Here is a 12,220-nt window from a genome sequence, read left to right as displayed (position 1 = left end):
GCCTCAGCCGAACAGGATCAGCGACAGGCGGCGGCGGGTGGCGGAAACCCACGGGTCTTCCAGCCCGACCGCTTCGAAGATCTGCAGCAGCTTGGCCTTGGCAGCACCCTCGTTCCATGCGGGATCGGCTTCGATCATCGACAGCAGCGTATCGGCCGCCTCGTCGCGCTGGCCGGCGGCGAAGGCGGCGCCGGCATAGTCGAACCGCGCCTGCGGATCGCCGCCGTCGGCTTTGGTGCGCAAGTCAGCCAGCTGACTATCGTCTGGGCGGTCGGCCGCCAGCTGAAGCGCGCTCTTCGCCTGTTCGAAAGCGGGGTCGTCCTGCATCTCCTGCGGCAGGGAGGCAAAGGCGGCCTGCGCGTATTCCTCGCGGCCGGAGGCGAGCAGCGCGCGGATCAGGCCCGCTTGCGCTGCCTTGTTGTCCGGCGCCATCTCGACGACCTGCGCGAAAATGCCCGCCGCCCGCTCGCCGTCTCCATCGGCCAGCACCTGCTCGCCCATGGCGATGAATTGGTCGATGTCGGCCTGCTGCTGCCCGGCTTCGCCACCGCCCGCCTCGTCCATCGGGAGCTGCTTCAGGATCTGGTCGAGCGCGTCCTTCAGCTGCGATTCGCTGCGCATCGGCGTGAGGTCGGCGACCGGCTGGCCGCGGAACATGGCGTAGACGGTGGGGATGGATTGGACCTGGAACTGGCTGGCGATGAACTGCTGTTCGTCCACGTTGACCTTCACCAGCACGACGTTCTTGTCGGCATATTCGGCCGCGACCTTTTCCAGCACCGGGGTGAGCGCCTTGCACGGCCCGCACCATTCGGCCCAGAAATCGAGGATCACGAGCTTGGTCATCGACGGTTCGACCACGTCCTTGCGAAAGGCGTCGACCGCTTTCTGTTCTTCGAGATTGAGGCCCATGCTAGCCAAGGCGTGCTCCTGTCAGTGCGCGAAAATTGGTGCCCTCCATGTGGGGTAACGCGCGGCGATGTGAAGGGTTCAATTAAAGCGGATCGGCAGGCCGATTTCCTCTTGCAGCCCTGCAGAGGCGCTGCTAACTGCCCGCTTCCCATCGGGGCCCTGCGCCCCGGTTTGCGTCAGTGAGCGGGCGTAGCTCAGGGGTAGAGCACAACCTTGCCAAGGTTGGGGTCGGGCGTTCGAATCGCCTCGCCCGCTCCATTTTCCAGAAATCAAATCCGGTCGGCGGCAACGCCCGCGTCGTGCAGGCGCGGCTTCAGCCTGCCGAAGAACGCCAGCCCCGCCATGTGATGGTCCGCGATGTAGGACCATAGGGGATAGGTGAAGGTCGCCGGCTTGTTCTTCTCGATGAAGAAATGCGCGACCCAGGCAAAGCCATATCCCGCCATGAACGCGCCGAGCAGCCACCACCAGTTGCCGGTCGCCAGCAGCGCGCCGAGGCAGAAGATTTCCGCTGCCGTGCCGCAGTAATGCATGGCGCGGGTCGTGGGTTTGGAATGTTCGCGCAGGTAAAACGGGAAGAAGTCTGCATAGGTGGTGATGCGGTTGCCGCTCATGGCGCGAATTCTCCCGAACTGCTCGTCGCTCGCCGACTGCCGTTCATCGATAGCATGCAAATGCCGCCTTGCGCCAATTGGGCCGTGCCCCTAGCTGCCGCGTTATGTTGTATCATCGAATTACAAAACCGCTCCTGACCGCCTCCCTGCTTGCGTCGACGGGCCTCGTGGCGCCCGCCATGGCGTCCGCGCAGGAGGCGCCGCCGCAGGACAGCGAAACGCCGTCCTATCCGAATGCCGACGACGATTTCCACGGCATCGTCGTGACTGCGGCCGGGCTCGACCGTCTAGATATTCTCGCAGGGACGGACATCCTTGCAGGCACGGCGTTGCAGCGGAACATGGACGGGCAGGTGGGCGAGATCGTCGCCGATATTCCCGGCGTGTCCGCAAGCTCTTTCTCGCCCGGGGCTTCGCGCCCTGTCCTGCGCGGTTTCTCCGGAGAACGAGTGAAAGTCCTCGTCGACGGGATCGGCGCCATCGACGTGTCGAACACGTCCGCCGACCATGCCGTCAGCATCGATCCGCTGACCGCCGACCGGATCGAGGTGCTGCGCGGGCCGGCTGTGCTGCTCTACGGTAGCCAGGCCATCGGCGGGGCGGTGAACATAATCGACAAGCGCATTCCGCTTCGGATGCCGGCGGAACCTGTCCATTTCGACGCCTTCGCTGCAACGGCCACGGCGGACGAACTGCTGACCGGCGGCGGGTCCATCGACGTGCCGATCGGCGACCAGGTCGTATTCCACCTCGACGGATCCTATCGCCAGACCGACGACCTACAGGTGCCCGGCTTCGTCCTGTCCGATGCGCTTCGCGCGGATCTCCTCGCCGACGCAGCGGAAGAGGAAGAGGAAGGCGAATTCGAGGAGGCGGCGGAATTGCGCGAAGCGGCCAACCTCAGCGGGTTCATTCCCAACAGCGGCACGGAAACGTGGTCCGTCGGCGGCGGCCTCGCCTGGCTGGGCGACGGCGCCAACTTCGGCGCATCCTTCGGCATCTACGACACGTTCTACGGCGTGCCGACCGCACCGGGCGCAGGCCATCACCACGGCGAAGAAGGCGAAGAGGGCGCATTCGAGGAAGAGGAGGGGGGCGACGAAACGGTCTCCATCGGCCTGCGCCAGTATCGCGCCGACGTGCGCGGCGGGGTGGACCTCCCTGGACCGTTCTCCGAAATCCGTTTCCGCGGCGGTTACAGTGATTACTTCCACACCGAATTCGAAGGCGACGAAGTCGGCACGACCTTCGATGTGGAAGGCTACGAAGGCCGCCTGGAAATCGTCCAGCGCGAACAGCGCGGCTGGCGCGGATCGACCGGCTTCCAGTACTACCACCGCGATTTCGAAGCGGTCGGTGCGGAAGCCTATATCGCGCCCAACGTCACCGACCAGTTCTCGTCCTTCACGCTGCAGGAATTCACTTTCGGCGGGCTGGGGCTGGAAGCGGCGCTGCGTTACGAGCGGACCGATGTCGCCGCCGACACGCTGGGGATCGAGCGCGGCTTCGATTCCTATTCCGGCGCCATCGGCCTCTCCAACGATCCCGATGCGGCCATGCGTTACGGCGTCAACCTGAGCCGGGCCGAACGCGCGCCCAGCGCCGAAGAGTTGTTTTCCAACGGCCCCCATATTGCCACCCAGCAGTTCGAGATCGGCGATCCCGGTCTCGGCACCGAGGTGGCACTGGGCGTGGAAGCCTTTGCCGCCGGCAAGATCGGCGACGTGCAGTTGCGGCTGGCAGCATACCACCAGTGGTTCGACGATTTCATCTACCTGTCCGGAACGGATGAGGAAGAGGACGAACTGCCGGTGTTCGTGTACCAGCAGGACAACGTGAACTGGTTCGGGCTGGAAGGGCAGGTCATCGCGCCGCTTGCCACTGTCGGCACCTTCGACCTCACGGGCGAGCTTGGCTTCGATTACGTCCGCGCGCGGCGGGACGACACGGGCGAGACGATCCCGCGCCTGCCGCCGCTGAGCACCTATGCCGCGCTGGAGGCGAGCAACGGGCCGTGGACCGGCCGCGTCTCCGCGCGTTATGTGGCAGAGCCCGAAGATCTGGCGGAATACGAAACGCCGACCAAGAGCTTCACGATGCTGGACGCCTCGATCACGTGGAAACCGTGGAGCGGCAACCGCAACCTTGCGATCATCCTTCAGGGCGAGAACCTGCTGGACGAGGATGCGCGCCGCCACGCCAGCTTCACGAAAGCCTTCGTGCTGCTGGCGGGCCGCAATTTGAAGCTGAGCGTGAGACTGAGCCTCTAGCGGCCTACTCTTCCACCTCGAAGGTCAGGGCGGCATGCTCGCGCAGCCGCTCGACCAGCTTTTCGCCCAGGATGGATGCGGGGGTGCCGATGCCGCCCTCGTGCTCGCTTTCGGCAAGCGCGATGCCGGTTTCGGCCAGCATCCGGCTGGTCGAACCGTAGCCAGGATCGTACTGGCCGCGGACGCCGTAATGGATCGTCTCGCCATCGGGCGTGGAGCCGACGAACAGGAGGTCGTAGAAGCCTTCTTCCCGCTCCTTCTCGCTCGGCCCTTCGCCGGGCTTCGGCCCACCGTCGCCCAGCATCGCCTTCATCCCGCCGGCAATCGCCTGAGCGGCTGCCTTGCCGATGTCGCCGGGGCTGGTCAGCACCATCTCGTCGTAGCGGAAGTCCTCGCCGTAAGGATGGCCGAGCAGGAAATTGCTGCGGTGGACGTTCTTGGTGTTGATCGCCGCCATCACGAAAGGCGCGGCCCAGGTATTCAAATCCTTTTCGTATTTCGGGATCAGGCCGTTGGGCTGGTCCGGTCCTTCGAAACCCGGGGTGAGCGCGAAGGGATCGTTGAGGACCTTCAGGATCGATGGCCTCTTGGCCGCCGCGGCCATGGTCGCCTTGAAGCTGGCGGCCGTGCCGCCCGACCATGTGCCCTGCATCTTGCGCACCCGCCCACGCACGCGATTGCACGGCTTGCCGAATTTCTTCTGCGCTTCCTGCTGCAGCATGAAGACGCCCATGTCGAAGGGTATGGAATCGAAGCCGGAGGAGAAACAGATGCGCGCGCCGCTCGCCTTCGCCTGGGCCTGGTGCTGCTCGATCTTCTCGTGCATCCACGCCGGCTCGCCCGACAGGTCGGCATAATGGGTGCCGGTCTTCGCGCAGGCTGCGACGAGGTCGTCGCCGTAGAGCTGGTAGGGGCCGACCGTGGTCAGGACGACCTTGGTCCGCTTGCACATCGCCTCCAGGCTGGCGGGATCGTCCGCATCGGCGACCACCAGCGGCGTATCGCCCGGCGCACTGACAAGGCCGCGCACTTCCTCCAGCTTGGTGAGGTTGCGCCCGCCCATCGCCCACTTCGGGCCGTCCGCCTTGCCGCCGTATTCGCGCACGAAATGTTCGGCGACGAGGCGGCCGGTGTAGCCGGTGGCGCCATAAACGATGATATCGAATTCGCGGGATTGGTCGGGCATTGAAATCCTCCTTCAGCGCGGTCGGTGATGGGCCTGCGCTTGCGGGGAGTCAAAGCTGCTACGGCAGCGCGGGTTCCGCGTCAGAGCTTGGGCAGGGTCACGCCGCGCTGGCCCTGATACTTGCCGGCGCGGTCGGCATAGCTCGTCTCGCACGGTTCGTTGCCCTGCAGGAACAGGAACTGGCACGCGCCTTCGTTGGCGTAGATCTTGGCGGGGAGCGGCGTGGTGTTGGAAAACTCCAGCGTCACGTGGCCTTCCCAGCCCGGCTCCAGCGGCGTGACGTTCACGATGATGCCGCAACGCGCATAGGTGCTCTTGCCGAGGCAGATGACGAGGACGTCGCGCGGGATGCGGAAATATTCGACCGTCCGGGCAAGCGCGAAGCTGTTGGGCGGAATGATGCAGACGTCGGTCTCGCGGTCGACCAGGCTTTTCCCGTCGAAATCCTTCGGGTCGACCACGGCGCTGTCGACATTGGTGAAGATCTTGAATTCCGGCGCGACCCGCGCGTCATAACCGTATGAGCTGAGGCCGTAGGAGATGCAGCCGTCGCGCCGCTGCGCCTCCACGAAGGGCTCGATCATGCCGTCTTCGTGCGCGCGCTGCCGGATCCACTTGTCGGAAAGAATCGCCATGGCGCGACGATTCCCCACCCATCCACCCTGCGCAAGGCAGCCGCGGAATTATACCCCGTGATATTCGCGGAACCAGCGCACGAAGGCGGGCACGCCGTCTTCGATGCTGGTGGTGGGCGCATAGCCGAGGTCGTTTGCGATCGCATCGATATTGGCAAAGGTGCGCGGCACGTCGCCGGCCTGCATCGGCAGCATCTCGACCTCGGCCTTGCGTCCGCACGCCTCCTCGATCACGCCGATGACTTTCATCAAGTGTTCGGACTTGTGGTTGCCGATGTTGTAGATCGCGTGCGGCTTCGTGCTGCCGCCGGCTTTCGCGCTGCCATCGTCGGCGGGCGGATTGTCCAACGCGGCGACCACGCCCGAAACGATGTCGTCGATGTAGGTGAAGTCACGCCACATCTCGCCGTGGTTGAACACCGGGATCGGTTCACCCTTCAGGATGCGGTCGGTGAACTTCCACAGCATCATGTCGGGGCGGCCCCACGGGCCGTAGACGGTGAAGAAGCGCAGGCCCGTCTGCGGGATGCGGTAGAGATGGGCGTAGGTCTCGCTCATCAATTCGTCCGCCTTCTTGGTGGCGGCATAGAGCGACATCGGGTGGTCGACCCGGTCGTCCACGGCGAAGGGCACGCTTTCGTTGCCGCCATAGACGGAGCTTGAACTGGCGTAGACGAGGTGGCCAAGCTCGCGCTGGCGGGCGAGCTCGAGCATTTCGAGGTGCCCGCCGAGATTGGAGTGCAGGTAGGCGCGCGGATTGTCGATCGAATAGCGGACCCCGGCCTGCGCGCCCAGATGGACAATGCGGTCGATGGCGACATTCTCCAGCGCGCGATTGAGCGCATCCTCGTCGGAGAAATCGGCCTCGATGAAGCGGAAGCGGTTAGTGCCCTGGCCCTCGACCCGCGCGATCCGGTCTCGCTTCAGGGAGACCTGGTAATAGTCGTTGAGGTTGTCGATCCCGACCACGCTGTCGCCGCGCGCCAGAAGTCGGTCGGCCACTGCCGCGCCGATGAACCCTGCCGCACCTGTCACCAATATCTGCATGGCGCCCCCTTAGCGGGCAATTCCTGCCACGTCGCACTCTTTTAAAAGTTCAGCCCGCAGCAAGCAGCGTGGCGTTGCCGCCGGCGGCCGTCGTGTCGATGCACACCACCCGCTCGCTGGCGAAGCGCGCCACGTAGTGCGGGCCGCCGGCCTTGGGGCCGGTGCCCGACAGGCCGTCGCCGCCGAAAGGCTGGCTTTCCACCACCGCGCCGATCTGGTTGCGGTTGACGTAGAAATTGCCGACCTTCGCGCGGGCTTCCACGAAGGCGCGCACAGCGTCGATGCGGCTGTGCAGGCCCAGCGTCAGCCCGTACCCCGTCGCGTTGATGTCTTCCATCACCTGCCCCAGGTCTTCCGCCTTGAACCGCGCGACGTGCAGGACCGGGCCGAAATTCTCGCGCCTCAGGTCGTTGATCGAATCCATCTCGATGATGGTCGGGGCGACGAAGCATCCATGGCTCGCGCCGCGCGGCAGCTTGCGCCGCCACACGGTGCGCCCGGCCTTCTTTCGCCGGGCGACGTGGCGTTCCAGCGCGGCCTTGGCATCGGGATCGATCACCGGGCCGATATCGGTCGCAAGGTTCTTCGGATCGCCGATGACCTGCGCCTCGAACGCGCCGCGGATCATCGCCAGCATCTCGTCGTACACATCGTCCTGGATATAGAGCATGCGCAGCGCGCTGCAGCGCTGGCCCGCGCTCTGGAAAGCGCTGGCGACGACATCGCGCGTGACCTGTTCGGGCAGGGCGGAGCTGTCGACGATCATCGCGTTCTGACCGCCGGTTTCGGCGATGAAGGTGGCGATCGGCGCCTCGCGCGCGGCGAGCGTGCGGTTGATCGCCCGCGCCGTCTCGGTCGATCCGGTGAAGGCGACGCCGGCGATGCGCGGGTCGCTGGTGATGTATTCGCCCACATCGCCGGCGCCCGGCAGCAGCTGGAAGACTTCCTGCGGGATGCCGGCTTCGTGCGCCAGCCGCACGGCGAGCGCGGCGATCAGCGGGGTCTGCTCGGCCGGCTTGGCGACCACCGTGTTACCGGCGGCGAGGGCCGCGGCGGCGGGGCCGATGAAGATCGCCAGCGGGAAATTCCACGGGCTGATCGTGGCGAACACGCCGCGGCCGACCAGCGACAAGCGGTTTTCCTCCCCCGTCGGGCCTGGCAGCGGGGTCGAATGCGTGAAGTGGCGGCGCGCCTCCAGCGCGTAATAACGCAGGAAGTCCACCGCCTCGCGCAGCTCCAGCACGCCGTCGACCACGGACTTGCCTGCCTCGCGCCGGCAGAGCGAGAGGAACTCGTCCGTGTGCGCTTCGAACAAATTGGCGGTTTCTTCGAGCAGCAGGGCGCGCTTCTCGCCGCCCAGCGCGTTCCAGCCGGGCTGGATCGCTTCCGCCCGACCGATCGCGTCCGCGACTTCGCCCGGCAATGTGTCGCGCCGCGTGCCGACTTCGTGGGAGAGGTCCTGCGGGGCGTTGATCGGCGCGATTTCCGCTGTGCCGTCATCATCCGACAGGAAGGTCGGCTCGGCATGCCAGCGGACTTTCTCAAGCCGCTCCAGCCGCTCCAGCAAAGGCTCGCGCACCAGGGGGTCGGCCAGGTCCACGCCCGCGCTGTTCTCGCGGCCCGGGAAGATATCGGCGGGCAGCGGGATCGCCGGATTGCGTTTTGGCTCGGTCGCGGCGAGCTCGGCGACGGGATCGGTCACCAGGTCGGATGCGGGCACGTCGGCATCGGCCATGCGGTTGACGAAGGACGAGTTCGCACCGTTCTCCAGCAGGCGCCGGACGAGATAGGCGAGCAGGTCCTTGTGATTGCCGACAGGTGCATAGATGCGCACCGGCGTCTGCGGCTGGCCGTCGCGCGCTTCCTGCGCGGCGAGGGCGGCGAACAGCTCCTCGCCCATGCCGTGCAGGCGCTGAAATTCAAAGGTCTTTTGTCGGCCTACCGCTCCGCTGCTTGAGGCCGATCTCTTTTCGTGGCCTACCGCTCCGCTGCTTGAGGCCAGACCGCCAGCCAGCGCCTTGATCGCGCCGACCGAATAGGCGTTGTGCGTGGCGAAGGCGGGCACAATCACGTCGTCGGCGCGCAGCAGTTTCTCGGCGCAGGCGAGGTAGGATACGTCGGTCGCCACCTTGCGTGTGAAGACCGGAAAGTCGCTGTAGCCGCCGACCTGGCTCAGCTTGATCTCGGTATCCCAGTAGGCACCCTTGACCAGCCGGACCATCAGCTTGCGGTCGTGCTTGCGCGCGGCGGCGACGATCCAGTCGCACAGCGGCGCAGCGCGCTTCTGGTAGGCCTGGATCGCAAGGCCGAAGCCTTCCCAGCGCGAACCGTCGGGCCGGGTGAACAAGGCGTCGTCCGCCAGCAGTTCCTCGATGATGTCGAGGCTGAGCTCCAGCCGCTCTGCTTCTTCCGCATCGATGGTGAACTGGACGTTCGCATCGCGCGCGGCAGCGGCAAGGTCATGGACCATCGGCACCAGCGCATCGGCGGCGGCATCGTGGTGGAGGAAGTCGTATTTCGGATAGAGCGCCGACAGCTTCACCGAAATGCCGGGCGAATCCATCGGGCCGCTGCCCGCGACCTGCCCGACGCGCGCGATGGCGTTTTCGTAGGACGCGCGATAGCGTTCCGCATCGGGATAGGTCATCGCCGCTTCGCCGAGCATGTCGAAACTGTGGGACAGGCCGCGCTCGCGCTCCGGCCGGGCGCGCTTGATCGCCTCGTCGATGGTGCGGCCGAACACGAACTGCCCGCCCAGGATCTTCATCGCCTGCAGCGTGGCCTTGCGGATCACCGGTTCGCCCAGACGGCCGACGGCGCGGCCGAGGCTCTTCGACAGCCCTCTCTGCGTCTCGCGCCGCTGTTCCAGTACCTCGCCGGTCAACATAAGCGAAAAGGTGGCGGCGTTGACGAAGGTGCTGGAGCTTTCGCCCAGATGCTCCGACCAGTCGATGTCGCCCAGCTTGTCGTGGATCAGCGCATCGGCCGTGCGCGCGTCGGGCACGCGCAGCAGCGCTTCGGCAAGGCACATCAGCGCGATGCCTTCGTCCGTATCGAGGCCGTAGGTGTGCAGGAACGCGTCGATCCCGCTCGCCTTGCGTTTGCGGGCATCCTCGATCAGCCCGGCGGCATAGGCGCTGGCGGCATCGTGCAACGCGCTGACCGGGGCGGCCTGCTCGATCCGTTCGCGGTCGACGTCCGCTTCGGCGGCGCGATAGGCGCGGCGCAGCGCAGTGCGGTCGATGGGGGCAGAGCGGCGGAGCATAGGCATTTCCTGCAGGGATCGGTATTCGAGTCGGTTGCGTAAGCGTGCCCCTTGGACCCCGAGGCCTTCCGGTTCAAGAAAAGTCGCTTGGCAGCGGGCGGACGCTACGGCAGGGCGGCCGCCATGCGGATCGTCTTTTCACGCAAGGGCTTCGACAGCGCGGCGGGCGGGGCCCCGTCGCCCATCGTGGACGGTGTGCCCGTCAGCCTGCCGATCCCTGCAGGCGCCGCCTCGCGCACGCGCTACGCCGACATCGGGCTGGGCGCGCTGGTAGAGAGCACGAGCGGCGGCCGCATCGCCAGGGAGGACCTGTGCCATCACGATCCGATGTTCACGGGCGGGGAGTGCCTGTTCGGCCAGTGCGGCGCGGCGCAAACCCACCTCGCGAACCACGGAGTGGGGGTGGGCGACGTGTTCGTGTTCTTCGGCCTGTTCCGCGAGGAAGAAACGGGGGAGCCGCACCACCGCATCTTCGGCTGGATGGAGGTCGCAGAGGTGATCGCCCTTGCGACTGCTCGCGAAGATACGCTCGCCGGATTGCGGGCGCTCGATCACCCGCATGCCATCGCCATGCATGGCCGCAACGATGTGATCTACCGCGGGCCGGGCTGCACCGCCAAGGCCGACCATCCGGACCTGCGCCTGACCGTGTCCGGCGGCCCGCCGAGCCTGTGGTGCATCCCGCAGTGGCTGCGCGAAACCGGGCTAAGCTATCACGACCGCGCGGATCGCTGGCTGCGCGGCCCGCGCCTGCAGAGCGTTGCGCGCGGGCAGGAATTCGTCGCCGATATGGGGCGCCGCAAGGCTCCGCGCGAATGGCTGGAAGCTATACAGCAACTGATCGCGACCTGACTCCCCTCCCCGCGGGGAGGGGCCGGGGGTGGGGGCTCAAGGCTTGAAAGGTGCGCTCCGTCCGGGAAGGCCGTACACCCACCCCTAGCCCCTCCCTCCAGGGAGGGGGATTTGCAGTGTCAGACGCGTTCGATAATGATGGCAGGGGCCATGCCGCCGGCAGCGCACATGGTGACGAGGCCGCGCTTGAGGTCGCGCCGCTCCAGTTCGTCGAGGATGGTGCCGATCAGTATCGATCCCGTCGCACCGATGGGGTGGCCCAATGCGATGGACCCGCCGTTGACGTTGACCTTGTCCCAGTCGAGGTCGAGGTCGCGGACGAACTTGGCCGCGACTACGGCGAAAGCCTCGTTGATCTCCCACAGGTCGATGTCGTCCTTGGTCAGGCCCGCTTTCTCCAGCACCTTCTTCGCGGCGGGCACCGGCGCATTCAGCATCAGCGTGGGATCGTCGCCCATGTTGGCGGTGGCCACGATGCGGGCGCGCGGTTTCAGCCCGTGGCTGTCGGCGTATTCCTTGCTGGTCACCAGCACGGCGGCAGCACCGTCGACAACACCGGAAGAATTGCCCGCGTGGTGGAAGTGCTGGATTTCGAGGTCGGGATACTTGCGGTTGATCAGCCCGGCAAAGGTGGTGCCGTCCTTGTCGATCGGCATCTGGGCCATCTTCCCGAACGCCGGCTGCAATTCGGCCAGCCCCTCGCGCGTCGTTTCGGGGCGCGGATATTCGTCATGGTCGAGGATGACGTTGCCCTCGTCGTCCACCACCGGGACGACCGATCTTGCGAACCGCCCGTCCGCGATGGCTTCGGCCGCACGCTGCTGGCTGCGGTAGCCGACTTCGTCCAGCTCTTCCCGGGTGAAGCCTTCCATCGTCGCGATGGCATCGCCGCACACGCCCTGGTGCGATTGCGGGTGGACCTGTTGCAGCCGCTGGTTGTGCGCGCCCATCATCGGCGGCTTCAGGCCGGCAGCCATTTCCTCCTGCGTCAGCTGCCCGGCATAGCTCATCATTTCCGTGCCGCCGGCGATCACGCAGTCTTCCATGCCGCTCATCACCTGCGCCGCGGCCAGGCTGACGGTCGTGATGCCGCCGCCGCAGAACCGGTCGAGCGTAGTGCCGCTGCTGGTGATGTCGTAGCCCGCATCCAGTGCGGCCATCCGGCCGAGGTCGCCCGCCTGCTTGCCGCGCTGGCTGCTGGTCGACCAGATCACGTCGTCGACCGTGCTCGTGTCGAGATCGTTGCGCTCGGCAATCGCCTTCAGCACCGTCGCGGCGAGATGCTGCGGGTGCTCGTTCGCCAGCGCTCCCTTGCCGACCTTGCCGATCCCGCGCGGGGTACGGACGGCGTCGATGATATAGGCTTCGGGCATGGCGGCGGATTCCTTCGTGAGCGGGGTGGACTTGTTTAATCGCCCGATTAAATATGCCCGTCAAGC

General features: G+C 66.1%; 9 protein-coding genes and 1 tRNA gene. 3 read left to right on the top strand and 7 right to left on the bottom strand.

Going from position 1 to position 12,220, the window contains the following annotated elements:
- Positions 1–3: 3 nt before the first annotated feature.
- On the bottom strand, positions 4–912 hold the full coding sequence (locus tag QQW98_RS03480; protein ID WP_290136845.1) for a tetratricopeptide repeat protein: 909 nt from the start codon (positions 910–912) through the stop codon (positions 4–6).
- A 183-nt stretch (positions 913–1,095) separates the two neighbouring features.
- Between QQW98_RS03480 and QQW98_RS03475 the strand changes: the two genes are divergently transcribed.
- Positions 1,096–1,170 (top strand) — tRNA-Gly (locus QQW98_RS03475).
- Between the two features lie 11 nt (positions 1,171–1,181).
- Here the strand turns inward: QQW98_RS03475 and QQW98_RS03470 are convergent.
- Complete coding sequence (locus QQW98_RS03470) at positions 1,182–1,526, bottom strand: DUF962 domain-containing protein (RefSeq protein WP_290136161.1); 345 nt, start codon at positions 1,524–1,526, stop codon at positions 1,182–1,184.
- A 179-nt stretch (positions 1,527–1,705) separates the two neighbouring features.
- On the opposite strand from QQW98_RS03470, the gene QQW98_RS03465 reads away from it, so the two are divergent.
- On the top strand, positions 1,706–3,796 hold the full coding sequence (locus QQW98_RS03465) for a TonB-dependent receptor (protein ID WP_290136160.1): 2,091 nt from the start codon (positions 1,706–1,708) through the stop codon (positions 3,794–3,796).
- A 4-nt stretch (positions 3,797–3,800) separates the two neighbouring features.
- Here QQW98_RS03465 and QQW98_RS03460 read toward each other — a convergent pair whose 3' ends face one another.
- From QQW98_RS03460 to putA, 4 genes are all read right to left on the bottom strand, one after another.
- Positions 3,801–4,982, bottom strand: coding sequence for a saccharopine dehydrogenase family protein (locus QQW98_RS03460; RefSeq protein ID WP_290136159.1), 1,182 nt, complete (start codon positions 4,980–4,982; stop codon positions 3,801–3,803).
- A gap of 80 nt (positions 4,983–5,062) precedes the next feature.
- On the bottom strand, positions 5,063–5,617 hold the full coding sequence (gene dcd / locus QQW98_RS03455; protein WP_290136158.1) for a dCTP deaminase: 555 nt from the start codon (positions 5,615–5,617) through the stop codon (positions 5,063–5,065).
- Positions 5,618–5,665: 48 nt separating this feature from the next.
- On the bottom strand, positions 5,666–6,664 hold the full coding sequence (locus QQW98_RS03450; RefSeq protein WP_290136157.1) for an SDR family NAD(P)-dependent oxidoreductase: 999 nt from the start codon (positions 6,662–6,664) through the stop codon (positions 5,666–5,668).
- A 49-nt stretch (positions 6,665–6,713) separates the two neighbouring features.
- Positions 6,714–9,929 carry a bifunctional proline dehydrogenase/L-glutamate gamma-semialdehyde dehydrogenase PutA gene (putA, locus tag QQW98_RS03445; RefSeq protein ID WP_290136156.1) on the bottom strand — a complete coding sequence of 1,072 codons (3,216 nt, stop codon included), beginning with the start codon at positions 9,927–9,929 and terminating at the stop codon, positions 6,714–6,716.
- 87 nt (positions 9,930–10,016) lie between these two features.
- Here putA and QQW98_RS03440 point away from each other — a divergent pair, with 87 nt between their 5' ends.
- Positions 10,017–10,781, top strand: coding sequence for an Nmad3 family putative nucleotide modification protein (locus QQW98_RS03440; protein ID WP_290136155.1), 765 nt, complete (start codon positions 10,017–10,019; stop codon positions 10,779–10,781).
- A 119-nt stretch (positions 10,782–10,900) separates the two neighbouring features.
- Here the strand turns inward: QQW98_RS03440 and QQW98_RS03435 are convergent, their stop codons facing one another.
- Positions 10,901–12,154, bottom strand: a complete 1,254-nt coding sequence (locus QQW98_RS03435) for an acetyl-CoA C-acetyltransferase (protein ID WP_290136154.1) — start codon at positions 12,152–12,154, stop codon at positions 10,901–10,903.
- Between the last annotated feature and the right edge of the window lie 66 nt (positions 12,155–12,220).

The organism is Alteriqipengyuania flavescens, from assembly GCF_030406725.1.
Classification (GTDB): Bacteria; Pseudomonadota; Alphaproteobacteria; order Sphingomonadales; family Sphingomonadaceae; genus Alteriqipengyuania_B; species Alteriqipengyuania_B flavescens.
The sequence above is the reverse complement of the archived record's forward strand: the minus strand, read 5'-3'. Positions and strand labels throughout refer to the sequence as shown.